This is a genomic window from Pseudomonas sp. UME65, assembly GCF_014170225.1.
Taxonomy (GTDB): domain Bacteria; phylum Pseudomonadota; class Gammaproteobacteria; order Pseudomonadales; family Pseudomonadaceae; genus Aquipseudomonas; species Aquipseudomonas protegens.
Genome location: NZ_LZZQ01000016.1, coordinates 1,075,735 through 1,100,999, shown reverse-complemented (window position 1 = coordinate 1,100,999; position 25,265 = coordinate 1,075,735). Strand labels below are relative to the sequence as shown.

Annotated in this window: 43 protein-coding genes and 1 tRNA gene; 15 read left to right on the top strand and 29 right to left on the bottom strand. The window is 56.5% G+C overall.

Features of this window, described 5'->3' with window-relative positions:
• Positions 1-121: 121 nt before the first annotated feature.
• Both A9971_RS30330 and A9971_RS30325 read right to left on the bottom strand, forming a co-directional pair.
• A complete protein-coding gene (locus tag A9971_RS30330) occupies positions 122-658 on the bottom strand; it encodes a hypothetical protein (RefSeq protein WP_183000133.1) in 537 nt (178 codons plus the stop codon).
• 54 nt (positions 659-712) lie between these two features.
• Positions 713-1,354 carry a TetR/AcrR family transcriptional regulator gene (locus A9971_RS30325; protein WP_123577924.1) on the bottom strand — a complete coding sequence of 214 codons (642 nt, stop codon included), beginning with the start codon at positions 1,352-1,354 and terminating at the stop codon, positions 713-715.
• 93 nt (positions 1,355-1,447) lie between these two features.
• Between A9971_RS30325 and A9971_RS30320 the strand changes: the two genes are divergently transcribed.
• Positions 1,448-2,056 (top strand): NAD(P)H-dependent oxidoreductase, encoded by a 609-nt coding sequence (locus A9971_RS30320; protein WP_183000132.1) that lies wholly within the window; start codon positions 1,448-1,450, stop codon positions 2,054-2,056.
• A 607-nt stretch (positions 2,057-2,663) separates the two neighbouring features.
• Here the strand turns inward: A9971_RS30320 and A9971_RS30315 are convergent.
• Positions 2,664-3,152, bottom strand: coding sequence for an ATP-binding protein (locus A9971_RS30315; protein ID WP_015635908.1), 489 nt, complete (start codon positions 3,150-3,152; stop codon positions 2,664-2,666).
• 352 nt (positions 3,153-3,504) lie between these two features.
• On the opposite strand from A9971_RS30315, the gene A9971_RS30310 reads away from it, so the two are divergent.
• The 3 genes from A9971_RS30310 (at position 3,505) to A9971_RS30300 (ending at position 4,680) form a co-directional block, all read left to right on the top strand.
• The gene (locus tag A9971_RS30310; protein ID WP_041118619.1) at positions 3,505-3,768 is read left to right on the top strand and encodes a DUF1652 domain-containing protein; all 264 of its coding nucleotides are present in this window, start codon (positions 3,505-3,507) and stop codon (positions 3,766-3,768) included.
• 268 nt (positions 3,769-4,036) lie between these two features.
• Positions 4,037-4,237, top strand: coding sequence for a hypothetical protein (locus tag A9971_RS30305; RefSeq protein WP_015635906.1), 201 nt, complete (start codon positions 4,037-4,039; stop codon positions 4,235-4,237).
• 356 nt (positions 4,238-4,593) lie between these two features.
• Positions 4,594-4,680, top strand: a tRNA-Leu gene (locus A9971_RS30300).
• Positions 4,681-4,762: 82 nt separating this feature from the next.
• Here A9971_RS30300 and A9971_RS30295 read toward each other — a convergent pair.
• From A9971_RS30295 to A9971_RS33000, 3 genes are read right to left on the bottom strand one after another with little or no spacing between them, the layout of a single operon-like run.
• Positions 4,763-5,794 (bottom strand): tyrosine-type recombinase/integrase, encoded by a 1,032-nt coding sequence (locus A9971_RS30295; protein WP_183001573.1) that lies wholly within the window; start codon positions 5,792-5,794, stop codon positions 4,763-4,765.
• Between the two features lies 1 nt (position 5,795).
• A complete protein-coding gene (locus A9971_RS30290) occupies positions 5,796-6,002 on the bottom strand; it encodes a DUF4224 domain-containing protein (RefSeq protein WP_183001574.1) in 207 nt (68 codons plus the stop codon).
• A gap of 34 nt (positions 6,003-6,036) precedes the next feature.
• Positions 6,037-6,666 (bottom strand): hypothetical protein, encoded by a 630-nt coding sequence (locus A9971_RS33000; RefSeq protein WP_259652371.1) that lies wholly within the window; start codon positions 6,664-6,666, stop codon positions 6,037-6,039.
• Between the two features lie 123 nt (positions 6,667-6,789).
• Between A9971_RS33000 and A9971_RS30280 the strand changes: the two genes are divergently transcribed.
• Positions 6,790-7,032 carry a hypothetical protein gene (locus A9971_RS30280; protein WP_183001575.1) on the top strand — a complete coding sequence of 81 codons (243 nt, stop codon included), beginning with the start codon at positions 6,790-6,792 and terminating at the stop codon, positions 7,030-7,032.
• A gap of 22 nt (positions 7,033-7,054) precedes the next feature.
• Here A9971_RS30280 and A9971_RS30275 read toward each other — a convergent pair whose 3' ends face one another.
• Together A9971_RS30275 and A9971_RS30270 are read right to left on the bottom strand one after the other, a co-directional pair.
• Entirely contained in the window at positions 7,055-7,453 is a 399-nt protein-coding gene (locus A9971_RS30275) for a hypothetical protein (protein ID WP_183001576.1), read from the bottom strand.
• 145 nt (positions 7,454-7,598) lie between these two features.
• Entirely contained in the window at positions 7,599-7,988 is a 390-nt protein-coding gene (locus A9971_RS30270) for a hypothetical protein (protein WP_183001577.1), read from the bottom strand.
• 163 nt (positions 7,989-8,151) lie between these two features.
• Here A9971_RS30270 and A9971_RS30265 point away from each other — a divergent pair, with 163 nt between their 5' ends.
• Both A9971_RS30265 and A9971_RS30260 read left to right on the top strand, forming a co-directional pair.
• On the top strand, positions 8,152-8,772 hold the full coding sequence (locus tag A9971_RS30265; RefSeq protein ID WP_259652372.1) for a hypothetical protein: 621 nt from the start codon (positions 8,152-8,154) through the stop codon (positions 8,770-8,772).
• 137 nt (positions 8,773-8,909) lie between these two features.
• Entirely contained in the window at positions 8,910-9,143 is a 234-nt protein-coding gene (locus A9971_RS30260; protein WP_183001578.1) for a hypothetical protein, read from the top strand.
• 13 nt (positions 9,144-9,156) lie between these two features.
• Here A9971_RS30260 and A9971_RS30255 read toward each other — a convergent pair whose 3' ends face one another.
• The 4 genes from A9971_RS30255 to yejK all read right to left on the bottom strand — a co-directional run bounded on the left by A9971_RS30255 (position 9,157) and on the right by yejK (position 11,751).
• Positions 9,157-9,534 (bottom strand): hypothetical protein, encoded by a 378-nt coding sequence (locus A9971_RS30255; RefSeq protein WP_183001631.1) that lies wholly within the window; start codon positions 9,532-9,534, stop codon positions 9,157-9,159.
• Positions 9,535-9,537: 3 nt separating this feature from the next.
• Positions 9,538-9,804 carry a hypothetical protein gene (locus A9971_RS30250; RefSeq protein ID WP_183001989.1) on the bottom strand — a complete coding sequence of 89 codons (267 nt, stop codon included), beginning with the start codon at positions 9,802-9,804 and terminating at the stop codon, positions 9,538-9,540.
• A gap of 132 nt (positions 9,805-9,936) precedes the next feature.
• Entirely contained in the window at positions 9,937-10,695 is a 759-nt protein-coding gene (locus A9971_RS30245) for a GIY-YIG nuclease family protein (RefSeq protein WP_183001580.1), read from the bottom strand.
• Positions 10,696-10,743: 48 nt separating this feature from the next.
• Complete coding sequence (gene yejK / locus A9971_RS30240) at positions 10,744-11,751, bottom strand: nucleoid-associated protein YejK (RefSeq protein ID WP_183001581.1); 1,008 nt, start codon at positions 11,749-11,751, stop codon at positions 10,744-10,746.
• A gap of 105 nt (positions 11,752-11,856) precedes the next feature.
• On the opposite strand from yejK, the gene A9971_RS30235 reads away from it, so the two are divergent.
• Complete coding sequence (locus A9971_RS30235; RefSeq protein ID WP_183001582.1) at positions 11,857-12,033, top strand: hypothetical protein; 177 nt, start codon at positions 11,857-11,859, stop codon at positions 12,031-12,033.
• Between the two features lie 62 nt (positions 12,034-12,095).
• Here the strand turns inward: A9971_RS30235 and A9971_RS30230 are convergent, their stop codons facing one another.
• The 9 genes from A9971_RS30230 to A9971_RS30190 all read right to left on the bottom strand — a co-directional run bounded on the left by A9971_RS30230 (position 12,096) and on the right by A9971_RS30190 (position 15,841).
• A complete protein-coding gene (locus A9971_RS30230; protein WP_227454138.1) occupies positions 12,096-12,479 on the bottom strand; it encodes a hypothetical protein in 384 nt (127 codons plus the stop codon).
• 183 nt (positions 12,480-12,662) lie between these two features.
• A complete protein-coding gene (locus A9971_RS30225; protein WP_183001583.1) occupies positions 12,663-13,181 on the bottom strand; it encodes a hypothetical protein in 519 nt (172 codons plus the stop codon).
• A 7-nt stretch (positions 13,182-13,188) separates the two neighbouring features.
• On the bottom strand, positions 13,189-13,752 hold the full coding sequence (locus tag A9971_RS30220) for a siphovirus Gp157 family protein (protein ID WP_015636196.1): 564 nt from the start codon (positions 13,750-13,752) through the stop codon (positions 13,189-13,191).
• Positions 13,749-14,477: a hypothetical protein gene (locus tag A9971_RS30215; protein ID WP_015636195.1), complete on the bottom strand. Its 729-nt coding sequence runs from the start codon at positions 14,475-14,477 to the stop codon at positions 13,749-13,751. Before A9971_RS30215 ends, A9971_RS30220 begins: the two co-directional genes overlap by 4 nt.
• Positions 14,478-14,585: 108 nt before the next feature.
• On the bottom strand, positions 14,586-14,762 hold the full coding sequence (locus A9971_RS30210) for a hypothetical protein (RefSeq protein ID WP_015636194.1): 177 nt from the start codon (positions 14,760-14,762) through the stop codon (positions 14,586-14,588).
• Positions 14,759-14,959, bottom strand: a complete 201-nt coding sequence (locus A9971_RS30205; RefSeq protein WP_015636193.1) for a hypothetical protein — start codon at positions 14,957-14,959, stop codon at positions 14,759-14,761. Before A9971_RS30205 ends, A9971_RS30210 begins: the two co-directional genes overlap by 4 nt.
• Positions 14,956-15,147: a hypothetical protein gene (locus A9971_RS30200; RefSeq protein WP_183001584.1), complete on the bottom strand. Its 192-nt coding sequence runs from the start codon at positions 15,145-15,147 to the stop codon at positions 14,956-14,958. Before A9971_RS30200 ends, A9971_RS30205 begins: the two co-directional genes overlap by 4 nt.
• Complete coding sequence (locus A9971_RS30195) at positions 15,144-15,566, bottom strand: hypothetical protein (protein ID WP_183001585.1); 423 nt, start codon at positions 15,564-15,566, stop codon at positions 15,144-15,146. The genes A9971_RS30200 and A9971_RS30195 overlap by 4 nt, the downstream gene beginning before the upstream one ends.
• Positions 15,563-15,841 (bottom strand): hypothetical protein, encoded by a 279-nt coding sequence (locus A9971_RS30190; RefSeq protein ID WP_134532617.1) that lies wholly within the window; start codon positions 15,839-15,841, stop codon positions 15,563-15,565. The genes A9971_RS30195 and A9971_RS30190 overlap by 4 nt, the downstream gene beginning before the upstream one ends.
• Before the next feature lie 276 nt (positions 15,842-16,117).
• On the opposite strand from A9971_RS30190, the gene A9971_RS30185 reads away from it, so the two are divergent.
• Complete coding sequence (locus tag A9971_RS30185) at positions 16,118-16,633, top strand: hypothetical protein (RefSeq protein WP_183001586.1); 516 nt, start codon at positions 16,118-16,120, stop codon at positions 16,631-16,633.
• A gap of 108 nt (positions 16,634-16,741) precedes the next feature.
• On the opposite strand, the gene A9971_RS30180 is transcribed toward A9971_RS30185, so the two are convergent.
• From A9971_RS30180 to A9971_RS30145, 8 genes are all read right to left on the bottom strand, one after another.
• Entirely contained in the window at positions 16,742-17,593 is an 852-nt protein-coding gene (locus A9971_RS30180; RefSeq protein WP_183001587.1) for a ParB N-terminal domain-containing protein, read from the bottom strand.
• Between the two features lie 415 nt (positions 17,594-18,008).
• Complete coding sequence (locus tag A9971_RS30175) at positions 18,009-18,251, bottom strand: hypothetical protein (RefSeq protein WP_183001588.1); 243 nt, start codon at positions 18,249-18,251, stop codon at positions 18,009-18,011.
• A gap of 470 nt (positions 18,252-18,721) precedes the next feature.
• The gene (locus tag A9971_RS30170; protein ID WP_259652373.1) at positions 18,722-19,126 is read right to left on the bottom strand and encodes a superinfection immunity protein; all 405 of its coding nucleotides are present in this window, start codon (positions 19,124-19,126) and stop codon (positions 18,722-18,724) included.
• A 576-nt stretch (positions 19,127-19,702) separates the two neighbouring features.
• On the bottom strand, positions 19,703-20,653 hold the full coding sequence (locus A9971_RS30165) for a hypothetical protein (protein WP_183001589.1): 951 nt from the start codon (positions 20,651-20,653) through the stop codon (positions 19,703-19,705).
• Positions 20,654-20,759: 106 nt separating this feature from the next.
• On the bottom strand, positions 20,760-20,924 hold the full coding sequence (locus A9971_RS30160; RefSeq protein WP_183001590.1) for a hypothetical protein: 165 nt from the start codon (positions 20,922-20,924) through the stop codon (positions 20,760-20,762).
• Positions 20,924-21,166 (bottom strand): hypothetical protein, encoded by a 243-nt coding sequence (locus A9971_RS30155; protein WP_183001591.1) that lies wholly within the window; start codon positions 21,164-21,166, stop codon positions 20,924-20,926. Before A9971_RS30155 ends, A9971_RS30160 begins: the two co-directional genes overlap by 1 nt.
• Positions 21,167-21,194: 28 nt before the next feature.
• Positions 21,195-21,575, bottom strand: a complete 381-nt coding sequence (locus A9971_RS30150; protein ID WP_183001592.1) for a hypothetical protein — start codon at positions 21,573-21,575, stop codon at positions 21,195-21,197.
• A 26-nt stretch (positions 21,576-21,601) separates the two neighbouring features.
• Positions 21,602-22,324, bottom strand: coding sequence for a helix-turn-helix transcriptional regulator (locus tag A9971_RS30145; protein WP_404944731.1), 723 nt, complete (start codon positions 22,322-22,324; stop codon positions 21,602-21,604).
• A gap of 130 nt (positions 22,325-22,454) precedes the next feature.
• Here A9971_RS30145 and A9971_RS30140 point away from each other — a divergent pair, with 130 nt between their 5' ends.
• From A9971_RS30140 to A9971_RS30115, 6 genes are all read left to right on the top strand, one after another.
• Complete coding sequence (locus A9971_RS30140; protein ID WP_183001593.1) at positions 22,455-22,691, top strand: hypothetical protein; 237 nt, start codon at positions 22,455-22,457, stop codon at positions 22,689-22,691.
• A gap of 82 nt (positions 22,692-22,773) precedes the next feature.
• A complete protein-coding gene (locus A9971_RS30135; RefSeq protein WP_123394334.1) occupies positions 22,774-23,196 on the top strand; it encodes a phage regulatory CII family protein in 423 nt (140 codons plus the stop codon).
• A gap of 2 nt (positions 23,197-23,198) precedes the next feature.
• Entirely contained in the window at positions 23,199-23,603 is a 405-nt protein-coding gene (locus A9971_RS30130) for a hypothetical protein (RefSeq protein WP_011062062.1), read from the top strand.
• Positions 23,593-24,045, top strand: a complete 453-nt coding sequence (locus A9971_RS30125; RefSeq protein ID WP_138641061.1) for a hypothetical protein — start codon at positions 23,593-23,595, stop codon at positions 24,043-24,045. The genes A9971_RS30130 and A9971_RS30125 overlap by 11 nt, the downstream gene beginning before the upstream one ends.
• A 2-nt stretch (positions 24,046-24,047) precedes the next feature.
• Positions 24,048-24,851: a Rha family transcriptional regulator gene (locus tag A9971_RS30120; protein WP_050783793.1), complete on the top strand. Its 804-nt coding sequence runs from the start codon at positions 24,048-24,050 to the stop codon at positions 24,849-24,851.
• Between the two features lie 2 nt (positions 24,852-24,853).
• Complete coding sequence (locus A9971_RS30115) at positions 24,854-25,264, top strand: HNH endonuclease (protein ID WP_220803181.1); 411 nt, start codon at positions 24,854-24,856, stop codon at positions 25,262-25,264.
• Position 25,265: the final 1 nt, after the last annotated feature.

Genomic DNA, 25,265 nt, shown 5'->3' with positions numbered 1-25,265 from the left:
GGGCCGGTTGGCGGGTGGGGCGGCATGGGTGTTCTCATTGATGGCGGCCGTGGATACGCGGCCGGTTTTGCCTGGGATTGCTGCAGTCTACGCGTTCCGAGTGGATGCTTCTGCTACAGGTCTACAGACGCAGCATGGGAAGGGGGTTCCAGGGACGGGTCAACAGCCGTCTGGCGGACAATTGAACCAGGCGCAGATGAAAGCCGGCATCGGGAAATGCGGCAAACACTCGACGCCGATCCTGGTGCGATAGACCGAAGCTCAGCATGCCCAGGGAGACATCAATCCAGTCGGCGCGGCGAAAGCCTTCCACCAGGCTACCCGGCTGCGCGGCAGTAGGGGTGATCTTGTGGTGCAGTTCAATCATTGGCAGCACCTCGGCTGCCCATTCCAGCCTGCCGATTTCCTCCAGATAGGCTTCGGCCAGGTGTAACGAGGGTGGCAGGTAGTCGAAGGTCCCGGCGGTCCAGATCCCCAGATCATGAAAGGCTCCGGCAATGGAGAGTTTCTGCAACTGCAGGGCATCAGTGCCTGTAAGCAGGTGGCAGAAGTTGATGACCCGGTACACATGGTTGCGATAGCCGGTGAAATCCTTGCCTAGCTCGCCGCGATAGCGTTGCAGCAGTTCGTCCAGCAGTTCCAGTTGGGTCAATAGCATTGCAGCGTCCTTGCGGTACCCCTTCGGGGCGTGTTTTCAAGAGTCGGTTCACAATTAACGGGAAGCGCCGGATGCCGGCGTGCGTTGCCTGGCGCGGGCTCTTTCGACCATGGCCACGATGGTGTCGCAGAGCTCTTCCTGGGCTTGGCCGAAGCTGATCTCTCCCAGTGTGGCGGCATGGGACAGCGCTTCAGCGGCGCCGAGCATGGCCCGCAGGCCCGCGGTGCCTATCACGGCGCCGTTCGCGAAGGGCTCAAGGGCACCTCGACAGGTTTCCAGGAAGGTGGCCTCGTATTCACGCTTGGTCTGTTCCAGCTCTGGCGAGCTGGCCAGGGCGGCGATCACCCCAGGGATTTCACGGCCCTGGCGTTGCACACAATCCATATAGGACGCGGCAATCACATCGGCGCGAGCCGCCAGCGTGGGGCTGGCAGTCTCCAGCGCCTGCTCCATGAGTGCGGTCTGACGCTGATCGTAGTCCTGGTAGAGGGCCGCCAGGAGTACCGCCCGAGTGTCGAAATGATCGTAGACCACGGGTTTGGTGACACCGGCCTGTTCTGCCAGGTGCCCCAGTGTCAGGGCCTCGGTGCCTTGTTCGCGAACTATCTGCCAGGCCACGCCCATCAACTGCTGCAGGCGCTGTTCCCGTGTCAGGCGGCGGCGCGGTGAGGTATCGGTGTTCTGGCGGCTTGACATGCTTATATACCAAAGGTAGGTTATTGGTCGTAACTTACTAAAAGTATATAAATCCTCTGCAATCAGCGCAATGCGCTTGTGGGAGTAGTCGCCATGCACGCACTTCTTGTCTTTGCCCATCACGACCCCAGGTCCCTGACCCACAGCCTTGCCCGGCAGATTGCCGAAGGCCTGGCCGAGTCTGCGGAGCACTCCTTCGAGCTTGCCGATCTCTGGAGCGAAGGCTTCGAGCCGCGCTTCGGCGCCGCAGATATTGCGGTACACAGAACCCAGGTCACCCCTCCTGTGGACGTTCTCGCCGAGCAGGCCCGGATCGATCGCGCTGATGCTCTGGTACTGGTCTATCCGGTCTACTGGTGGTCCATGCCAGCGCTGCTCAAGGGGTGGATCGACCGGGTGTTCAGCAATGGCTGGGCGTTTGATTTCCAGGCCGATGCCTGGTTGGTGAAAAAGCTGGGGCGCCTTCGGGTGCATCTGGTGGGGGTGGCTGGGGCTGATGCCGGTACCTATGAGCGTCACCGTTACCTCGAAGCGATGCAGGCTCAGATTGATCACGGGATCTTCGATTACTGCGGGGCCAGTGTGCTGACGTCGCAGTTGCTGTACGAGTCGGAGTCCGGCGCCCAAGCCGCCAATCTGCAAAGGGCCCGGGCTATCGGGCAGGCCTTGTTCAGCGCCCACAGGCTCGCCGAGCCGGTGTAAGGCTTTGCCAGGCATATCCAGAGGGGCAGGGCGGGAGGGGGGCGGGCGGTGGTCGCGGTCGTGGCTCGGGCTGGTTCTAGCCCCAGCAGCACCAGGCGAAGGTCGTCAGGCAGAGCAGCAAGGGCAGGGCATCAAGAAATTCATTCATACCGGCACATTCCATTCGGACGGGTGCCAGCAATTTAAGGTGGCTGCTGTTATCTGTCTGTTGCGATTCTGTGAATTTTCAACGCTATTTTGTTGAATGCTTCACGAAGCATTGCAGGTGCATGGCTGGCACCTTTTTTTCGCGGCTCCAACACTGATGGAGGCCTTCCAGAAATCTGTCCTGAAATCCAAAGACTCAAAAAAAGTGTGGATATTTAATGACTTAGGTGATTTTATTTGTGGTTTTTTTCTCAAAATATGTTGTTACAGAATGTACGATTCCGTTACTATAGCCCTGCGTTCACCTACCACGGTTTATGCATTTTTAGCCCCAAGTGTCCATCAGCTACTTGGGCTTTTTTTTGCCTGGAATTTGTCACGGGCCGCTTTTTCCCATGGGCTGGATGCACAGGATTCACGATCGGGCACCTGGCTCACCCGACCGTGACTGCCGATACGCCTAGTGCCGGACGATGTGCAGCCCTTCCTCCTCCTGAGGCGGCACGAAGTAGCGGCTAATCCGTTCGAACTGCTCGTCGCTGGCGGCAAACGGGTGATCGCCCAGACGATTGCGCTCGCGCAGCCTTGCCTTGCACTGGGCTTCATCCACATCCAGTACATGCAATTGATGAGGGGTGCCGGCCTGGTCCGCCAGCGCTCGCAGCCAGGTTCGCTGGGCGACGGTATTGGCGGGAAAGTCCAGGACGACACAGGTTCCAGCGCGCAACATGGCGATCACCAGCGGTTCCAGCACACTTGCCAGGCGCTGGGCGTGGAGCAGGTAGTCGGCGATCGAATGAATCTGCTCCGGATACAGGCCTGCCAGCCACTGGTCTTCAGAGATCAGGACGCTGCCGTGCGCCTCTGCCAGCTGCCTGGCCAGGGTGGACTTGCCCGAGGCGATCTTGCCGCACAGTAAATGCAGTACGGCGGGTGATGAGTGCTTCATGGTTTTCTCCTGGGGTAGTTGCCTCAGAAGAGTGGTGGTCAACCCCGCCTCCGAGGCGGGTTTTTGACAGCCTGGACGGCCGCTAGCCCACCTTGCTGATGAAGGGGGTAATAATCGCTGCGAGGCCAGGCCGGGGGATCGGGTTCATGTTGTGGAAACTACAGAGTCGCCACGAAAAAAAACAGCCCGGCCATGCACAAGCCTTCATCATTTCGAAGCGCTGAGGCATTGCGCAGGCATTCGATAACTGCGGGGTAGTTAACATTTCTCTGTGTTTTTTCTGATACACAAAAGCGTATACAGGCCTATCCTGAACGGGCGAACTTCACCTCCCCCATACAGGCGAGAAGCCATGCTCTCTACCAGCGAGCTTTGCCACATATTGGAGTCCGGCTTTCTCCCGCTGTCCTGCGCCTGCGCCCTGAACCCCAACGGCTCCCTGACCATCAAGATCTACGATGCAGAGTCGGGCCGGGTGGACTTGCTGCTCACCGGTGTCTCCACTGCCGAACTCACCAGCGTGCGCGACATCTCCAATCTGATTGGCGAGCTGCGTACCGAATTGCGGGCAGGGCGCCGAGCCTTTGCCGGGGCCTTCACCTACTACGCCGGCTGAGGGGGCGGGGAGGCGCGTATTGCTGACAGTTGAACATGTCATTGCGAGGGCATAGCGTTACAGCGTTCGCCCAGTATCTATGACTCTTTACCGGTTCATGGATGGCGAGGTCATCTGTACTGGGCGAACTCCACAGGCGCTTGATGTACGTCTTTCTGGTTATAGCTGTTAACCTCCCTCGCCATTTTCACCCAAGGGTGCGCAACTCGGGCGGTGCTCGAGGCTTTCTGCACTTGGCTTGGTCTTTACCCATTCAAGGAAGGTCTTCATGAACATCGGCAATACGCCTCCCGCCAACTACAGCTACGCCCAACTCTCGAAAGTACTGGAGCACAACCGCTCGGTTGCTCAAGTCAAAGGTCCCGAGGCGCCTGTGGAGCAGGAGTTCGCAGCGCATCTGGAGGCCGAGCAGGCGGTCGCCAAGGACGACGCGCTCAAGCTCTCCTTGAGTTTTTCCGCGCAAGCTTGAGGGCTGCCCGGGGAGGAAGCTCTTGCTGGACATTGCTGGCAGGAGCTTCGTCCGAGGCTGTCATTTCAGGATAAGTCTTTAAAAATCAGTTGGTTGGCTTATGGCGCCATGTTAGTCTTGCCGCCGCGGAGGGAATTGGCGAGAGGCCGTGCGGCCCCTGGTTGAACCTCGGGATGACGCTGTAGATCTCTGATTTACCGTGTTTTTTTACCCTCGACAGCGAGTCGGGAACCGGGCTTTTTTGCCGGCTTCGACCTTGCTTCACAAGGACTGGATGTATATATTCCACTCCCTGCTTCAAACACTGGACGGCCTGATGCCGATTGAATGTTCCAGTGCCGCGTTATCGCGCTACCGCCCGAATGGCGAAACTGGTAGACGCATGGGACTTAAAATCCCCCGCTCGTAAGGGCGTGCCGGTTCGATTCCGGCTTCGGGCACCATCTAAAATCAAGGGTTTACGGGCTACAGCCAGTGTAAATGCTTGTATCTTTCCGGTCCGCAATTAATCCAATGGTCCGCAATTCACTTTGTCGGTGAGACCTTCTTGCCTTTGCGGTTGCGGATGTACTGCTCGGTCATCACTACGGTGGTATGCCCAAGTTGATCTTTGGCCTGCATGATATCGCCGCTCGATTCCGCCTTGTCTGTGCCAGCTTTGGCGCGCAAATCACGCATCTGGAAGTCGGCCTTCTCAACTCCCGCGGCCTCTCTGGCCATATCAAACCTTCTGCGTAACATCGCCGCCGTCATCGGGGTGCCATCCTCTGCAACGATCAGCCGCGTCGAGCGGACTTTGTGTTCGGACTTCCGGGCCTTGATTCGATCAATTAAAACCTTCAACTCACCCGTTACTTCGATACGCCGCTTGGCCTTGGTTTTGCCCTGGAGCACCCAGATCTGGCCGTCGCGCACGTCTCGCTCATCCATGAGACGTGTGTCTGTCACTCGTTGACCGGTCAAGTAGGCTAAATCCATCGCATCGCGCAGCCCGGCGTCGGCCTTGTCGTGCACGCGCTTGAACAGCTCGTCCTCGACATAGGTGTCTCGGCCGGTCTCTTTGTTGCCCTTAATGCCGGAGCATGGGTTGGCCAGCGATGTGTAGCCCTTGTCCCTGGCGTAATTCCAGATGGCGCTCAATAGAGCTTTTTCCCGGTTTGCACGGACCGGTGCGGATTTTCGCCAAGTCAGATACTGGCGGATATGGAGCGGCTCAATAGTTTCTAGGGGCGCCGGTGGGTCGTCGAAGAACGCCATTAGGTTTTTCAGCTCGCGCAGATTGTCCTTTTGGGTGTTTTCCGCCTTATCGGGCACCACTTCGACCATGTACTTCTCGGCCACGTAGCGAAACGTTACTACCTTGGCGACCAGGTCTACCGCGGTACGGTCGCGCTCCAGTTTCGCGTATTCCATGATTGCCAAACCGTAGTCGCTCCCCAGCGCTACCTCTTTGCGGTCCTTTCCGCCGGTGTCGTAGTAATAGTAGATGCGGCCGCTTTTCTTTTTGCGCTCACGCAGCCGGGCAATGGAGCCCGGCTTGGTTGGTCTTCTTCCCATCTCAACTGGCCTTTCTTGGCGTCCAAACAGGTTTTTCGGGCTCGAATGATCCGACGGCAGTAATGGCTTGGGTCGTAACCGCCGGCCAGCCGTTGCGCTTGATCGAGTGCCGGATTCCGTTCTTCTTCAGGTTCAGGATTTGTCCTGCTTTTGTCCGCGCGCCGGTCAGCTCGCAAACCTCTTCGTGCGATAAAAAATGTATGTTCATGAGCGATCCACGCCGCGATGCGGCAGAAGGTGGGTTAGGGCTTGGCGGGGAACCATTCGGTGTCGTATTCGAACTGGGTAACCAGCTCCGGAGTCAGGCTCGGCAGCTGGCGCTCGAATACCAGATAGCCGAACGGCTTTTTGATCCAGTCCGGCGCGGCCTTCATGAATTCGCCTTTGTAGATCCGCAGCAGGTGGTCAACTGCTTTCTCGAAGTCCTCCTCGCGGTAATTCCCCTCGCAGAGGGTGCCATTGCTTACCCGCCACACGGTGCGCTTTGGCTGGGCCTCGGCAGCCTTGATCTTCTCGGCCATTTGATCACGGGCGTAGCGCATCTGGTCCAGGGTTAGGGTGGCGACCCAGGCATCGGTCCCGATGCTCTGGGTGTGGCCGTATTCGCAGTCATAGCCGAGGCTCTCGCGCAACCACAGCCGGTCACCGGGCTTTCCGTCGGGGCAATCGGCAATGATCTGAGCCTTGGCATTTGGGTAAAGCCAGTGGCCGCCGCGCTTGTTTTTGAACGTCAGCATTGGACCGATCATGTCGACCTCGCGCACTTCAGGCTGCGGCTTCACAGCGCGCCGGGTGACATTCTTCCGGCCTTCCAGGATGGCGCGCACCATGGGCCCACTGAACAGGATCGGCCGTTCTTTTATTTCAGGCATGACTTCGTCCTTGGCCGCTATAGCGGCTGACTTGAAAGGGATGGATGGCTTTGTGCCTCAATAGAAAAACCAGCCGGTTGGGTGTAAAAATCCGGTTCAACTTCGTTCAAGGAAGGAACGCGTGTGTCACACAATCTGGATATGCCAATCGAACATGAATACCGCGGGCAGAAGGTGTTCCTGAAGTTCGAGTGGGAGCGGCCAAACGATGTGGCACCAGTCCTTTTCCGGGTGATTGAGTCGAGCGAGATTCCCGGCTTTGGGAATGTGGCGGCGGAGATCGCTGGCCCGTGGGAGGACTACCAGGCCGCCCTGGCTGAGGCTATGGCGGCGGCCCAGCGCTGGATCGACAGTCAGCTTCCATGACTGCCTCCCGGTCGGTTAAAACCTATGTGCCAGCTCTTCCAGAGTGGTTAGCAATTTTTGTGTGCTCAGCCTGTTCCATGAGGCTAAGAAGAAGCTTGGCGTACGCATCAAGCTTTCTATGTTCAGCAGCTACCAATGGATGGAAAAGCTCTGTGAGGATTGTTGCGAGCTTAATGGCAACCTTCTCGTTTAGTTCTTTAACAGCTCCAGTTGAGCTGCCTAATCGATAAATATTATTGTTTGGAATTTCCAAGGCGACTAACACGCCGTCAATAAATCCATCTATGAAACCGTCAAGACGCTCGCATTTACTGCGTACAGCCATTGCGTCCGGTGCGTTTTGATAGTTCCAGTGCACTTCAAAGTGAGCACCTTTTTTCTTGACCGATATTTTTTTGGGTAGCTCTAACTGGCGTTGCATGCTTCCTCCTCCATAACGATACATGTGCTGCCTTGCACAGGGGGATATACCCTTAAATTCTTATTTTGAATGTCACCCTTGAGTAAAAATAGCTCCGTATCACGTAAGAGTTCGCTAAAAATGCTGCTGGGTGTTTCTTTTTAACCTAATCCAATGCCGCCCTTTCGACGGTGACCTGCTGAAGCCCCGCGATGCACTGCTCGATATAGTCGATGCAGGCGTAGACCCCTGCGGTGTTCTCGCAACCCGCCAGGGCTTTCAAGTCTTCTGGCAGGCTGAACAGTAACCCTTCCAGCACATCCACCCGCTCATCCGCTGCGGTCAGGCGATGCTGCAGGGCCGCCTCGCGTGCTGTGATGTCCTCGAAGTGCTGTGCCAGCGTGCAAGCGAAGTCGCCGGCAAGGCGCTCGCTGATGTACTGGCGGTAGTCGTGGCGCTTGAGGACGGTCTTGAACAGGTTGGCGATATAGCCGCGGCCGTCGTCTGGCGTGTCCAGGTTGAACGCTGGCTCGGCTGGTTTGTTTTCGGTAGGCATGACTTCGTCCTTGCCGCTATAGCGGCTGACTTTGAAGGGGGAGGTTATTGCGGGTGACGCGAGTAATCGAAGTGCGGAGCGCGATGAGAAGGGCCCGTGATCCGTTTCCAGACTGTCCAGTAGTAGTGGTAACGTCTGCGCTGCAATCTCTCGAGACGGCCAAATGAATCATCAAACACCAGCTAATGCCGCAGCAACAAATGCTGGCAAGGTAAGTACTGCCCACCCGCCTATTTGGTATTACGGCCCCGAAATACCAATTATCGGAAGCAATGGTATGGGCGTTTTTGGCTTCTCTCTTGCGCTGATTCTGCTTTTACCGGCCTACGGGCTGGCGCCGCTCCTTTTCACCGGGCCGGACGTCATTCAGGGTGTGCAGCTTAACAATGGCGATAGCCTGACACCGTCATTCTTCATGCTGTCAATGCTGGCCTGTACAGTTTTCATTGGTGCGTTCTTTGCGTGGGTTGTCTCTGAGCCTCAAGTGCAGGCCTTCACGTTCGACGAAAATCAGCAGTTGCTGACCCTCACCATAACCCGTCGTTGTCGAAGCCCCATTGAAGTACGCGTCCCGTTTAGCGAAATCATCTACATTTGCCCTTATGTGATGAATTCGTCTGCTCATGATGGACATTTTCACGTCGCGTATCGCGGAGCGAAGGGCAAGGTTTTTGGGTATCGTCTAGGAGACGGTACTTCTCTCGAAAATATTGAGTTTCATGGTGCGTGGTTGCGTGGAATGGTAGGAGAGCGAATGTGCGAGCTGACGGATCTCGACGACTGAAAGCAGCCTATAGCCAGTCTGAGCTACCGCACTATTGGTCGGCCCCATCAGGTATTCATTAGTCATACGGCATTCCTTGCCGGGCCAGGCCCAGGCGGTGGGTGCTACGATGGCGCCTCACTCAAACGAGCAAGCCCATGACAAAGCACGATATTTATGATGAGCACGAAGGCTTTCAGCTCTGGAACTACATGGAGTGCGAGAAGGACGAGGAGGGCCGCGAGACCTGGCGGATCAACGTCGAAGTGAAGCGGGGCGGCGAAGTGGTGGTGCCGGTTGTTGCTGGTGATCGAACCTTCGCCGACCGCGGCCTGGCGCAGGCCGCCGGACGAGAGCTGGGAGCCAAGCTGGTGCTGAAGAGCTCGCTCTGATTGGCACTGCAGCTCAGGCAGCGCAAGTCGATTCAGGAGCCCAGTCAGCAAGGCCAATCTTTGGTACGCCTGTCTTTGGGTTAATAATCGGCTTGCCCTTGGCGTCCACCAGGACTGCTTTCGTCCTGATCTTCAGGTCGCGGCATTTGATGCTCTTGCGCGCCATGTCAACGAACTGTTGGGCGTACTGGGGGGCATCGAAGAAAGGTGAGAGGCGAACGCACTTCTTGACGGCCATGATTTTCGCAATCTGAACCAGCACTTCGGCCTCCCACTCGGTGATGCTCAGGTCGATCCTCTTTCCGTTTTCATTCTTGAAAGTTGGCGTGTGCTCCCGGGCTTCTTCACGAGCCCAGTTCTCACTCATTCCGAAAACCGCAAATGTGGTCATGGCTCACTCCAGGCAGTCGAGGGCTTTCTGAAGAAGCTTGCTCACTGACAGCTCCTGGTCTTCGCTGTGATTGAGTGCGCGCTTGATGTAGCCGCAGGCTTCTTCAGCGCAACCTCGCAACCGCTCAAGCTCTTCATAGGCGTCGTCCGCCTGGCTTTCGAGTATTCGAATATCTTCGCGAAGATCCTCCAGGCCTGCGTTCGGGTCGATATCACCAGCGGCGATCCGGCGCGCCAGCTCGTCTGCGGCGCTAGGCATCAAGGGATGCATAGTGGAAAAGCTCGCCCTCCTTGAGGGCGCTTGCTGGAATGCTCATGAGGTTTCTCCTGGCAGCCGATGGCCGTGGCCTGGCTGGCGTGATCGATGGGGTAGGGTGGAGTGTTGGCGGGTAGCGCCGGAGGGTCAGGCCAGATCAGCGAATTGCAGTGGCATCTGATCTAGATCTGCGGCACCGGCAGGGCGAACGGTGTTGAAGCCCGTCTCAACCGCGGCCAGAGCTTCGATCCAGTGACTTTCCCGCTGGGTGATGTAGGCCGCTCGATTGGTGCAGTCTGCCGGGTAGACGATCACCTCGATCACGGAGAACTCCCAGTCGGTTATATCGGATCCGCCGAGCGCTGCGTGGAACTTGCAGCTGGTTGGGTTGCTCAGGTGCTGCCACCAGCGCAGAGTGAACGGCTGAGTGGTCTGGCCGACGTAGGCACGTCCGGTGGACTTCTGTCGGACCTGGTAGATCACCGCTGGCGCCCGGCCTTCGTTGACCAGGCGGAACCCCTGAACATCTCGAAACCGCGCCGCCTGCTTGCAGGCTTCCGTGCAGTAGTCATGGCTGGTGGTTTCGGTGTTTGGGTCGTTGTACTTGTCGATCAGCTTGAACACCGTGCCGCACTCCTTGCAGGCGGTGTCCTCAAAGCGGCGCAGCAGGTAGGTGTCGTGCTCGTGCAGCTCCTGGATGTGCAGGAGGTATGCGTGATCAGTCATGTCTGTGCGCAAGACCCGCTGCGGGAACTGGCGCTCGTACAGCTCATCGATCTGCGCCTTTGCCAGCTTGCGGTTTTCAGCCTCGACCATGCCGCTGAACACCGGTGGCCAGGCCCATTCTGCTTCGCGGTTGGGCACGGCCGGCTGGCGTCCTTTGATCTGGTAGTAGAACTTTGCCATGGCTCTCTCCATGCATGCGCCGCTCCGGGTGGCGGCGCGTGGCTGATGTCAGGCGCCTGCGCGCTTGAGCTGCTCGACAAGCTGGGTTGGCAGGCCGCGCAGGGTGAGGGCTCCACCAGATTGGTCGAACTCAACCTTGGAGCCGAGCAGGTGCTGCTCGAAGCTGATGGACAGGCCTTCGGCGCGGCCGGTGAAGCGCCGGAACTGGTTGAGGGTGCGCTTGTCTGCGGGGATCTCCGGCGACAGCCCGTAGTCCTTGTTGCGGATGTGATCGTAGAACGCCTTGGGGCGGTCTTCGTCGATCAGTTCCGAGAGTTCTTCCAGGCCCATGGGCTCGCCGAGCTTGGCCTGGCTGCTGGCGTAGTCCACCAGTGTCTTGGTCTTCTCCCGGGCCGAGTCCTCCGGCAGGTCTTCACTTTCCACAAAGTCGCTGAAGGCCTTGAGCAGGGTGCGGGTTTCGCCTGGGCCGTCTACGCCTTCCTGGCAGCCGATGAAGTCACGGAAGTAGTCGCTCGCCTTGCGGCCGTTCTTACCCTTAATGAACGAGATGTACTGGCGCGACTTCGGGTTGCCTTTCCACTCGCTCAGGTTGATGCGTGCGGCCAGCTGGATGTGGTCCAGATCCAGGCGCCGGACAGGAGTCAGGGCAAGGCCGTCGGCGACGGTCACCGCTTCAGCTTCCTGCAACAGGGCAATTACCAGGTAGTCGATCAGGCCTTGCTGGTAGTGGCAGAAGAGGACGTGCCCGCCAATGGAGAGGTTCGATTCCTCCATGAGCTTGGTCAGATGTTCCACCGCGACTCGGCTAAAGGTGATGAAGTTTAGGCCGCCGTCCAGGTACTCCTTGAGCCATCCGCTGAAGGGGAAAGCACCGGACGCAGGATGGAACAGCCCCCAGGCTTTACCCTGTTTGGCGTTGTAGCTTTCATTGAGCTGGTGCATGAGGTCGTCGCGGATCTCGCTATCCGCCAGCTCGGCGCCTGCGTAGTGGAGCACTGCAGGGCTGCCGTCTGGCTTCTTGTCGATCTTGTGGATGATGCTGTGAAGTACTGGCATTGCGATTACCTCGGGTGCGCGCCGCCCTCCGTAGCCGGATGCAGCGATAGTTGATGTGGTGGCTAATTGCAATTACGATCGTGCCCCTCTAAAAGGAGCTACTCGATGTTTCCAAGATACTTCCGCTGGATTTCGGTGCTGGGCATTCTTGCTGCATTGGCAGTCTTCGTAACAAGCGGCCTGCAGGTGTTTGCTGGTTCGGCTCCGGCAACGGATCTAATACGCCCTATCATTGCTGCCGTTGCACTTGGTTGGATGTTCACTCAGTCGACAAAGGTCTGAACCTGAACTAGAAGGCTTTACTCTCATTCGCGATGGCATCCGGATGCAGCGAGTAGGGTGGGTTATGCTTCGCCGTCTTCTTCGGCGTTCATCTGGAGCGATTCGGCAAAGCCTGCTTGCCGTAATTTGCGCGCCACGCTTTGCGGTACTTCGATTTGGTGGCGCGGAATTTCGAGGAGCGGCGCGGAGCCGTCGGGGCCAAGCGAGTGGGCATATGCGATCAGTCGCCAGATGGTGTTTCGGTCCTTTGACTCGCCCAGGGCGGCGGTGATGGTCGCTAACCTGTCGCGCATTCCTTGGCGGAAGTAGTGCCTGATGATGTCTGACGGGCCTTTTACCTTCGGCGACGCCGGCGGCATATCCTCGGGCCTGGCGTTGATCACCAGCAATTGCACCGCCTCGCTGACTTCATTCATCTCACTCCAGCGCATCAGCTCGTCGAGCATCTGTCGCGTTCCGTAGGGAGCAGTGTGTCGTAGTTCCTGCTCGCCCAGCTCTTGCCGCCTCTCGGCAAGTTTGGCTGTTCGTTCTTCCTGAGTCGCAGCCATGGCCTACCTCTTCGATGCCGCTGGCCGGTATCGCCGACCAGGTCTGACGTTTGCGCTGGCGCGGGCGGTTGCTGAAGCGCCTCAAGCTCGCTTCTCCCAGCGCTTCGGGAAGTTGAAGTCGTAGTCGAGCACCAGACGGTTCAGCAGGGTGTCAGAGATCCCGACCTTCCTGCATGCAGCGATGCGTGACACTCCAGCGTCCCGCAGGGCAGTTAGGCGCTCGATGAGCTTCAAATCCCGCTCCCTATCAACGACCTTGCTCTTGAACGTGAACCCGCCTTCATGGGAGGCCCGGCGCATGGCTGATTCCGACTTCCCAGTGGCGGCCATGGCCTGGTCGATGGTCATGGTCTTGGCGAGCTCTCGGATCGTGTCGACGTAGGCCTTGCGCTGGACGAAGTGGTCTTCGTAGGTGCGCTTGGGTTGCGGGCGGGTGACGCGTTTGCCATGCGGGCTGTTCAGGTCCTTGCGTGGCCGGCGGGGCTGGAACCTGAAAGACTCCAGCACCTGGACCTTGTTGCCTGACATGAAGAAGGCAGCCTTAGCTGCCTCCAGTTCTGCCTGGCGCTCGGAGCGGACCAGGATGTAGTTGTTGGTCATGGTTACCTCACTTGATCCGGATCGAGCTTTCGCCGCGCTCCAGGTGGGCCCAGGATGGTTCCGAAATCAGCTCGTGCTCGCAGTCTTCGCCGGCATCCATGCGCTTGCGTACCGCAGCGTTATGCTCGCGGATTTCCTTAAGCTTGGCGGCGATGGCGCGCTTGTCTGGCGAGAACACGGTCTTCGTGGCGAGGAAGTCGTACGGGATGTCATCTTCCTTGTCGACGATCACCTTCTCCGGCGCCAGAGCCAGGGTGATGGTGAACAGGGGGCGCTTGATCGACTTGATGTCGGCGGCCTCCATGTTGCTGCGCAGATACTCATCGAGCTTGCCGACTGTGCTCTCTCTGACGCGTTTCAGCTCATTCAGACGATCGACCTCCTTGTTGATGGCATCGATGTCGCCCTGGATGTTGCGGCACAACATGACGACGTTCTCGGCCTTCACTTCGAATTCGCCCTGGATGCCATCCATGGTGTCCTGAATGGCCTGGCGCAATCCTTCGTCGTCGGTATCCGCCAGGGCCACGAGCTCGGCCATCTGACCGGTCAAAGCGTAGAGCTGAGTCATGCTGCTTCCTCCTTGGCTGCGGCATCTGTAAGGCGCTTCCATTCCAGCGAAATGCGCTCGGCGCCCTTGGTGTCTTTTCGTGTGGTGAGTTTGCGGACGGCAACGTCGTGGATTTTTTTCAGCTCCTGGGCCGACTGAGCGCCACCCATGGTTTCGATCACCGATTTGAGGTAATCCAGGCGCTCCTGCTTCTGGCGCTCCAGCTCTGCCTGCTTGTCCTCGGCTTGCTCGATTTTTTCTTCGTCCTTGAGCTGTTTGACGTAGTCCTCATCGTCGAACATCCCCAAGAACACGTCGGCGCTGAAACCGAGCATCGAGAGTGATTTCTTGATCGCGTCGGTGAGCGACTTTTTCGGCGCCTCGCCGTCAGTGGTCGTGCCGTACTTTGACTTGTAGAGGTAGCGCGTACAGCCGTACTGCTCCAACTCGCCGCGCTTGCCATCAACATCGAACCAGAACTTGATCTTCACCGTGTGGTTCAGCTCGTGGCCAAGGCTGACGCGCTTGTCGCCTTCGCCGCTGATCATCTCGGCGCCCTTGTCGAAGCGCTCCTCCAGAACACTCCAACCAAAACCGATCCCGGCCGGACCAAAAATCTCGGTGGCCTTCATGATCATTGCCGTACCGCTGAGGCTGGTAATCTTCTGGCCACCGACCTCGGCAGGCTTCGTGTAGCGGGTGTCGGTCTTATCGACCTGTTCCCAGATCCGCATATTCGTGGACATGAGTGTCTCCCGCGCCATGCTTGAAAGGCGCTGTGAAATTCGGTGAGGGGGCTGTGGAGATCTATCTGAGATAGACGTAGGTAAACCAGGCGATTGCGATAACGGAGATCATGGCGACTCCTCCAGTGATAACAGGCGCTCGCCTAAGGTGATCTTGGCGTTGGCCTGCTCCTTCTTGATGCCGGTGGCCTGGGCGACCTCGGAGAGAGACAGACCTTCGCGACGGAGTTTCGCGCAGCGGATCGCCAACTGCTGGCCGCGCTTGTGCGCGCCGGAGCCGCTCATTGCCGCCGCTCCAATTGAGCCACGCGATAGCGCAGAACTTGCAGCACCCGGCCGCGGTAACCAGGTTCCGCGTACTGCTCAACTGGCGGCCCGTAGAAGCCCCGGCGCTCGGCCAGGCTGTAGGCATCGCGCAGGTTGTGGGCGGTGATGTCTTCCAGTTGCTCCTCAATGAGCGACTTGACTGGGGAAGTGGTCATTCTGCCTCCTTGCGCCGGTGACAGGCTTCCATCAGGCGCTTGCAGTAGTGGGTTAATTCGTCGGTGGTGATTGCCCCGTCGGTGAAGAGGCGGGTGATCAGGCCCCGCACCAGGACATCGATATCGGACTGGCTGTTGGGATCTGCAACGCCTTCGAGGGCTTGGTCGATGAGAATGTGAGGGCTCACAGCTCATTGTCCTCGGCCTGGGCAATCAGGCCATCAGCAGCAAGAGGGCGAAGGAGGGTGCGTGCAATATCGCGCAGGGTTTCGTCAGGGTCTTGGCTATCCAGCGCCTCAAATGCGACGCTGCGGGCTTCTGACACGTCTCTACGGTGCGCAGCCAAGATCAAACGACCGATCACTGTGGCGCCCATTCCGGGCTCGCAGAGATGATCCATCACGTATTCATCGACAGCCTGCGCGAATTGGTCATGCGTTACGCCCTGAGTACTGCGCATGCGGCGCTGGAACATTACGTCTTGCCCGTCCAGCAGGTCACAGGCCGCGTTGTCGACCCAGATCCGCTCAGCCTCCTCGGTATCAACCGACTCTGGAGGCAGCATGGCGTCATACCGGGTCTGGCATATCTGCATTGCAGTGTTCATGCTGCCTCCGGCCAGTGGCGATCAATGCTCTCTTTTGCGTAGGTGGACAGCCGCTCATAGCCGTTCACGCCACCGCAGCCTGGCATCGTTCCTTCCAGCTCGACGCAGGCGCGGATATCACAGCGTCGCGAGCAGACCCAGCCGCCGTAGTGGCATTGGTGGATCTCGCCTTTAGGCTCAGGGTGATAGGCGAGGCCACCTTTCCACGATGGCGAGCCGCGAAGCTTCAGCCCGCAGCCACGGCAGACTGCTTGGGTATCGGTACAGTGATGCATGGCGACCTCCAGTGTTTGGTTGATCCAACAAAACTCGGCTGCACTCATCCGCTCCGCTGGTTGCCGATGGGCGCGGAGGGGAGTGCATGCGGGTGGTATCGGGGAAATGGCCCGGTCTCGCTGCTGGCGACAGACCGGGTTTGCAGCATCAAGTTGTCGACGTACTTAGGGGGGGGCTACCTAATTCGGCGCGATGCGCCGTGTCTGAAAAAAGTGGCAACACTCCCGAGGCTGTGCCAGCATCCAATCTCGAAATTACGGCACGGACGCTGAACAATGCTCGATGCTCTGGAAGGCACGCCACTCTGGGTTTATGGCGTATTTCTCCTGGTCTGCTACTACGGAATTAGTGCGTGCAAAACCAGTCGGGAAAGCCAACGATCCCTAATCATCACACCGGTTATTCTGGTGATCTGGTCACTCTTTTCTCTCAGCTACGCGGATCGCGTTGAGCTGACAGTGGGCTGTTGGTTGGCAGGAGTGTTTTTAGGTGTCTTGACCGCATTTGCGCTATTTCCTCGACGCGGACTCACCTTAGACGAGGAGGGCAAGCATCTGATCGTGCCCGGGACATGGAAAGTCCTTGGAATCTCACTTCTCTTTTTTGCCGTGAAATACTTCATCGGTTACCAAGCAGCCGTTCATCCAGAATTCTCGGCGACTATGGAAATGCTCGTCCTTGCTGGTGCCGCATCAGGCTTTACGGTCGGATTGTTCTGCGGCCGCGCTGGTGTCTTCTACCTGGCATGGGTTGCACTCCAAGATATCCAAGAAAGTAAACGTACGGTTTGATCTGGCTCGTTGATTGCTCGATGCGCTCTCATAGAGAGGATCGGGCAGTTAACGTCAGGCTGACGCGGCGCTGGTTGTTCAGAAGAACAGGGGGATGCAATTGAATTGCTAAGCTGCTTCGCTAACCGCCCGTTGGAGCTTGAGGAGCAGAGCTGTGGGAAGGCTGATCTCTGGCCCTGAGCTATCCAGGCAGCCATCAGGCAATGCTTTGAAGATTTCCTGTGCTGCTGCACGTATCGCTTCGAGCCGTTGACGGGAAGTTGTGGGGCCGCGCATCGATCCCGCAGTCACCTTGGACTTGCCGGTGGCCTTGGCCTTTTGCAGCTCGCCGCCGAGCACTTTGCCTGCTTCCTCGCCATGCTGACGCACTACCTGCACCGCCGTTGTAGCGGACACCTGACCTGAGGCGACAAGCTGTTGAACGTCTGTGTTGGCATTGCCGAGTGTCATCACCTGCTCGACGTGCTGGCGGGTCTTGCCGACCTTCTTGGCGATCTGGTCGGGCGCCCAGCCAAATGCGGTGAGTCGCTTGTAGCCATCTGCCAACTCAAGAGGAGAGAGCTTCTTTCCTTCCTGACTGGTGATGACCCTGGCTACCCGTTCGGCGTCGTTGCCCTCGAAGGGCACAATCGAGATCCACGCCTCCAGGCGCTCAGGGTCGTCCTTGCTTGGCACTCTTGGAAGGCGACCTGCCTGATCCAGCTTCAAGTAGGCGCGGCGACGGCGGTGGCCATCGACAACCCACATGCCACCTTCTGCGCGGGGCCTGACCTCCAGTGCCGGAATCTGACCCCCGGCGAAGATGAACTCGGCCAGTGCGTTGATGCTTTCTTCCAGCTCTTCACCTTCAGCACGAAGGTTGAAACCGGGCTCCTCATGGAGATCTTCCAGGCGGGCCTTCATCGCGTCAGCGCGCTTAAGATCTCCGTCTTTGATCATTTGCTTGAAAGACTTGGCCATGCAATTTATTTCCAAGTGGTTGATTTCCCGATTGGCCCTGTCGCTAGGCCTTGTCAGTGACTCACTTATTTCCGGGCGCTAAAGCAGCCTTTGCTTCGACTTCCTCATTAAATGAGCAGAGCTGGGGAGCCTTGATGAAGAGGTTTAGGTTCCGCTCTGCCTCATCTGTTGACCAGGTGGTGCTTGCGATCGTGTTCTCTTGCTCCGTTGCGTAACTCTCAACCGCAGCCTCAATGACGGCAGTCAGCGACCTTCGCTGTGCCCTTCCCATAACGTCGAGCAAGTGCCTGAGTCTGGGATGGATGCGAGTGGTGATCGACTCAGTTTTAGTGGTCTTTCCGACTCTCTTTGCCATTGGTGTTTCTCCGGTTGTTTTCCCGATGCACCCGGGTAACCAAGTGCATCAGTGAAAACTTCATTTGATGAGGTCCAGAATCTGGCGGCTGAATGCCTGAGGATTCATGTGCACCTTCAGCGTCATTTGCCGCCGATCTTTGATGAACTCACGCATCGCGAGGTCGGCGAGATCAGCTGGATCAGCCTCAAGTGCTGCAATCGCTTCATCTACGCCGCCGAACAACTTCGCCAGCTTTCGAGCGCACGCTGCGGCAGCCTCGTTAACCACTTCATCGCTAGCTTCAAACACTGCAGTAGTCATCGCTTATCTCCTGGTCGAAATCCCAAAGCCCGCTCAATGAACGGGCTTCAGTGATGCTTTCCATCTTGCTCGCGCCTCCTACCGGGTCATTCGCCAGTTCGGTCAACACCTCGTCCGCCGTCGCAGTTCTGCGCGTTGGTAGCCTTTCGGGGCTATCGGATCGCCGGTCGCCAGTAGTGGCAGCGCGATTTTGTTCACCTGACTTTCTCTCGCCCCACAGGTGTGGCCGGGGCTGACCTCCCAGCGAATCGCTGGGTAATCGTTAATGGCGCAGGTTGTTAAAGAGCGGCGCGGCTTTCGCTGCTGGGCCTGTGATGCGTTGGCTTGGGAGTGAATTTATCCCTGCGATAAATTGATGTCAATATCATTTTGATAAATTGATCTCGCTGGTTATTTATCTGCCGTATATCGTTGTTTTCTTTAGGCGAAAAAAAGCCCGCGCTAGGCGGGCTTAAGGAGGATGCTCTTCGTCAGGCAGGTTGTTGCTCCAGGTCGGAACCGCAATATCTGCATTTCTTAGCGGCGGCTTTGATGGTCTCCGCGCAGAAAGGGCATTCCTTGTTAGCGGCAGCGAGGTCCTCTGCGTACGTAGTCGTTTCGATGGGCATAGAAGGTTGGATGGCGGGTTTGGAGAGGGCCCAGATAAAGGCGGCAACCCAGCCGACAAATGTCCATCCAGCAAGAAGGTTTAGTGCAAAAATCGGCGTGGCCTTTGGGTGCTCACCAAGGGCGCAGATCGCCGGATAGAAATACAGCGCGATCGCGCTTGGAAAAAAAACGACGGTCGCGATCATTGCGATACCGTTATTCCCGCTCCCGATTAGGTAGCTGACCAGGCAAACAAGCCCGAGCAGTACCAAGCCTACGATTTTCATTGGATCCCTCCCATAATTGACCCCGCACCTTACCATTCGTGGTGCGTGGTCACCATTGGCGGAGCGGAGAGGGCCGGACAGCAAAAAGCCCGCTTGATGGCGGGCTCTCTGTATCACCTGGGGCGCCGATCCTTCAGCACAGCCAGTGTGCAATCACGCGGATTGCCAGCTCAATGGTGGCACGACGAAGGGTCGATACAAGAAGCCCGGCGCAGGGTTGGTTACCTTGACATTGATTTTTTACAAATACTAATAATCGCAAGACTAATAAAAAGCACCTGAATCATGCTGTTCATTGATAGCACAAGTGCGCACCGCATGAACAAATGCGCTGATGTAGCGGAGAGAGAAAGAATTGAGAAAATAAATGTGGCGGCCAGAGTGGCAATGCAATAAAAATACATGGCGAAAAACACATCTAAATATTTATTTTTCTTATAGTTCTGGAATGCCCTGGATTGAGAGAAGTTGAGTAATATGGCGATGACCGCAGCGAGGAAACCGAGCATGGTAAAAGCATAGGAGGCAATTATTGCAGCCAGTTCCTTTCTGTTTGAATACAAGCTAAATGACAAGTCAATATTGTAGGCTGTAAGTGCTTTGTAGCTCGCAAGCAAGATCGGACCAGGAACTGACATTATTGAAATGTAAAAAGCGACTAAAATCAGCCTTGTCAGTTTGTCCATCTTCTGTAAATGCCTCTAACTGTTCCTTTAGTTTTGCATTCTCTCTGATCTTCGTTTCCATGATTTCAGAAATAACGCTTTCTTCGTAGCTACCGAGATCGTCCGAGATGACCCCGCGTCCTACCACATACAGGTCGAGCATAGCAGACTTCGCATCATTTTTCGCTTTCATTACAAGCTTTTCGACACCCTGGTCTGACGTCGCGCTCACCAGCCTCTGAACCACAGGCTTTATGCTTCGTCCTTTTATTGGCTTTAATGTTATTTCAAGTGAGTCTAGATCATCTATGTCTCCGCCAGCGCTAATAACATTGAGGATGTTCTGGGCTAGAGAGTTTTCTTTTTTAACTTCAATTGTGGTTTTTCCAATGAAGTTCATTTTAACTGCCTCATCGCGCGTTGCTTGATGTATGAGCGGATGTATGCAGAATGACCAGCTTCCATTGTTTGTATAGGTTAGTAGCGTGTTAATCATTTCGCAAAATGTATCGAATTTCGGCGAGAGAGAAGACGATGCGAATCCGAAGAAATTATTTTTTATGATGAGGTAAGAGGCGAAGCCGACCTTTTCATCTTGTCCAAGAAACTGCTTGAATTCTCCAATTGACATGCTTGAAGTGTCAATTTTCTTAAATGTTTCTGCGTCTCGCGTCATTGCTAGCACGCAGACGTTTCCAGCTAGTCTCTGCAAGTATATGCTTTCAGAGTTATGCTTAAAACTACCTTTTAGAGTGGGGTCCTGGCATTCCGCGAAAGATAGTATGAACTTTGATAGGTCAAAGAGGTGTTTTCCATAGTGTAGTTTGTGACTTAGATAATATCCGTAGTAACTAATTCTCATCGAGTCCATTCCGTAACTTTATAGGAGCCTGCTTGGGCTATGCTTTTTTGATAGTTTTCAATATCGCGATGCCATCATTCCCCTTGCGACCCATTTTTACTACACATCATCCTCGCGCGGCATAGAGCTGGTTCAGCGCTATCAGCTCAATAACAGCCACCATCACGCAGAATGCAACAAAGCCTCGCGTGAAGACCCTCCGAGGCTTTTCGTAAGACTGGAGATTAGCGAGACCGCCGAGAATATCGGATAAAAAATCGAGCAGACCCATCAGCTATTAGCCTTCGCCCTGGTGATACGCTGATCTTTCACCTCTTCCGCATACCCCGCCAGCTTGTCCTCGGCATCCTGGAAGCTTGCCGCGATCTTCATCAGCTTCTGCGCATTATCCTCAAGCCCTGTCTCAGAAAGGCGGGTAGCCACCTGCATGATGTCGACGCCCGACCATTTGAGTAGGGCTGCAGCCTCTTTCAGGTCGCGGCGCAGTTGCTGGTTCGGTTTGGTGAGGGGCATAGGCAGCTCCTGGCGGCCATTGGAGATGTCACTCTGTTCGTATGCCAGCAGTACTGCCGTACTTCTGGCCGTGCGCCTTCGTCATTCGTATGCAAGCGTCTCTCATTGCTCTTCTGGCATCTAGATCGGCAAGCTTGTCGTCCACATTCTTCCAGCACAGATCAATCGCCTGGTGGGAGTACTCTTCTTCAGTGGGCTCGGCCGAGTTCGATCCGATATTCTTGGAGATAACCGTGTAGGCGCCAATTACAATCACAAGCCAGAAGAGCGCAATTTTTTGCGTCGATCTCGCTTTTTGGTCTTTTGATTTTGGCGGATTGGTAGCATCCGATCCGCAATGTTTGCACTTCACTGCATCTTGCTTGATCTGTTCCGCGCAATGCGGGCATTTCCGTTCGCCGGCTTCCATCGCTCCCTCCCCGAAACATAAAAACTTTACCGGGCGTACATGCCCCACCAGAAGACGTGCCCTAGGATCGTAATCTGCTGATCCTGCATCTCCTGAAAGCTGTATTCCTCATCCGGGTATTCATCGCGATTGAAGCTGCGCAGCCTGATACCAGACGGGAGCCTAAAGACCTGCTTAACCCGCAGTTGGCCATTGTGATTGATGGCGTAGAGGTCGCCGCCAATAATGTCACCGAAGCTCGTCTTCCCGAGATCCACGCCCACGGTTGCGCCATCGCGAAGCACAGGAATCATGCTGTTGCCGCGAACGGTTACGCATTTGGCTTGATCGAACCGCACGCAGTTATCGCGAAGATTCTTCTTCCGAAAGCGAAGGCTCTCACCATCGTCCTCCCGGATGACGAACTTCCCGGACCCAGCATCCAGCTCCACCTCGCGAAGAAATGGAACCTCTACCTCGTCGTCTTCCAGGGGCGTTCTTTCATCCCAGGCAGCTATCTCGCGAAGTGGTCCCGCGTTGGCCTCTGGCTTACTAACGCTAGGAGAGGATTCAGGCTGAGGCGTATCGAGCCAGCCAGAAGGAAGGCCCTGGGCGGCCTCAATCTTCCTAGCCAATTGATGGCCCAGGTTCCTCTTCGGGTTGGGCGAAACGATCAGGCTGATCACTGATGGCGCGGTACCACAGGCTGTAGCGAACTCGGCCTGTGTTTGATAGCGAGCCGCAAGGGCTCGCAGGTTTTCTCTGCGAATGCTGTTGGTATCCATCAACAGATCATCGCCTCTTTTATCTAATTGATAAATAATCTCTGTGATCAATTCTTCCTTGCCTTGAAATTATCAATGAGATAAATTCAATTTATCTCTACACAAGGTAATGAAGATGAAAACCCCCATTCCCGATATGCAGGCTTGGCTTACCCATGCCTGTGCTGATGAGCGCCAGCGGGTTGCCGATGAGTCGGGAATCTCCGTGGGCTACCTATGGCTTATCGCAGGCGGCCATCGAAAGCCATCCGAAGGGGTCGCCACGAAGATCCATAGAGCGACAGGCGGCCAGGTCTCGGCCTTTTCGTTCTTCCCAAAGCTGGCCGCCATTGCTGCGGAGAGCGTCGCCTGAGATCCCTGTCCGCCGATCCAATGAGCAAATGATCGCTTCTGCATCGGAAGGGCGCCACGGAAACAGAACTGAGGTTTTACGAATGGAAGATTTTCTGCGGTCCTGCCAGAGCGCTGTGCTGGACAACGAGGCGAAGGCATTGGCTGCCAAGATGGGGGTTCCACATGTGAGCCTGCTGCAGCGCGCCAACCCAGACAACGATGCGCACCACCTGACGGTTGAGCATCTGTTCGGGATCTTGCTTCACACCGGAGATATGCGGCCCCTGGCTGCGCTGGCCAGTGAGTTTGGCTTCGACCTGGTAGCTCGTACCGCGCCGAAGCCGCAGGCCCTGACCAAATCACTGATCAGTGTTGGCAAGGAAGTGGCTGAACTGACCATCGCGGTACATGAAGCCCTGGATGACAACCACGTCAGCGCTTTTGAGAAGTCCCAGATCCGCCAAGAGATTCAGCACGTCCGCCACAGCCTTGACGTGATGGATGCGTCGGTGAAGGCGGCGTAGTGATGAAAATCACCCAAAGCCAGGTCGTGCAGGTTTCCATTGCAGGCCGGCGCAGCCCTGCGAGCACGGAAATCATCCTCTCAATTACCGGATTGACCCTACCTGAGTTCTGGTTGGAGCTGTGGGGAGAGGATGGTGGTCAACGCTCGAAAATGGGCTATGCCAAGTTCGAGTTGGCTACTACCAATGTCACCGAAGGACTTGCTGAAGGTACGTACCAATTAGCGCAACTGTTGCCGGCAGACGCCCAACCCCCTCATCCAATAATTTCAATGTCAGGTGTTTTATGGCCTCGGCAGAGAGTCCTTTCAGACTTTGAACAAGGCGGCTCTTCTCTTCTGGCGGCGCATCGCTCTCAAGGATTTTCCTTTCTAGAAGTTCGCGAAGGGTGTCCTCATGAATCTTGATCGTGACCACTCCAAGGACTGCGCTAAGCCCTCCGTCATCGGCGAGAAAGTCCATTCCGGACTTCGTGCACTGAATACCGTTGTTGGTATGCAGGGCAAATCCATCACCCGTGAGTTCAATGCATTTTTTGATGAGGCCGTGCTCCGCCAGGTAGCAGAGGTTTGCGTCGACCCTCTCCTTTGTCTCTGCCGCGCCAAGATCGAAGTACAGGCCATACGGGGCAGGGAATGGGTACGCCTCAGCTGCCGCCTCGAGAATCCGCTTCTGAAGAGCTCTATCCAACTTCATTTGTCCGGCCTCCCAGGCCTTCTTGTGTGGAAGCAGAAAGCTATCACGGATGCACCGGACACCCAATTCACTCGCGCCACCAAATCGCAGGCGAAAAAAAACCACCTGGCCGGGTGGTTCTTCGTACTGCAAATCAAAACGATCTGGAGCTGATTATGCAGAGCCAATCCCATTCGAGCAATACCCCTACCAATATCGCGCCACGTTTTCAGGGTTCGCAAAACGTGGCGCGGACTATGTCGTCTCGCGAAATCGCCGACTTGGTCAACTCCCGCCATGACAAGGTCAAGCAATCCATCGAGCGCCTGGTAGATCGCGGTGTAATCGTCCAACCCCCAATGGGGGATGAACAATTCCGTGATTCTCTTGGTCGCCCTCGGACTGAGTGCATCTATCACGTTGGCAAGCGCGACAGCTTTGTAGTCGTCGCTCAGCTCAGTCCTGAGTTCACCGCGGCACTCGTTGATCGCTGGCAAGAACTTGAGGGGCAAATCGCCCAGCCTCGCGAGCTTTCTCGCATGGATCTGATTCAGCTGGCCTTTGAGGCCGAGCAGGCCCGGCTTCAGCTGACCATCCAGGTCGAAGCCCAGGCCACCAAGATCCACTCCTTGGAAAACCTGTTCAAGGAAGGCATGACCCACACCCAATTCTGCAAGGGCCTCAACGGGGTCAACGTCATGCAGGTGGGCAAGTACCTGGAGAGCCGGAACTGGCTCTACAACGAGAGCAAGACCGGCCTGCGCCTTCGTGTGGCCTCCTACGCCCGCGACAAGTACATGACCGAGCACCAGCACGAAGTCACTCCCCACGGCAAAGAGCCCTTCATTTCCTTCATGCCGGTCTTGCTCAAGAAGGGCGCGGTGCGCCTGTACGACCTGTATCTGGCCGGCGAGCTGCCTATGAAAAAGACCTGGGACGGGCTGTTCACTCACGACAAGGCCTTGCGAGGTGCCGCGTGAGCATGGGCCTCGATTCTTGCCCCGTGTGTGGTGACTCCAGCCAGAAGGCCCGTGATGCCATGTATTGCTATGCGCTGGAGGTGCCTGGCGCTTCGGTATGCGGGGAGTGCGCAGAGCGCATTGCCAACGCCTTCAGCAAGAGGCATGGCGGCGTATGGCTTACCTGGCCGAACGAAACAGCTCCCAAGCCCAAAAAGGTAGTGATCAACCAGTCCACCAGGACCCAGGTATTTGAGCGCGATCTCTATCGCTGCTTGCGCTGTGGTGATCACCGGAATCTGCGTGCAGATCACGTATACCCCGAGAGCTTGGGCGGCGAGGCAGTTGTAGAAAACCTCCAGACCCTCTGCGCCAGTTGTAACAGCTGGAAAGGCGTGAAGGTCATCGATTTCCGCAAACCGGCGGGAGCCTGAC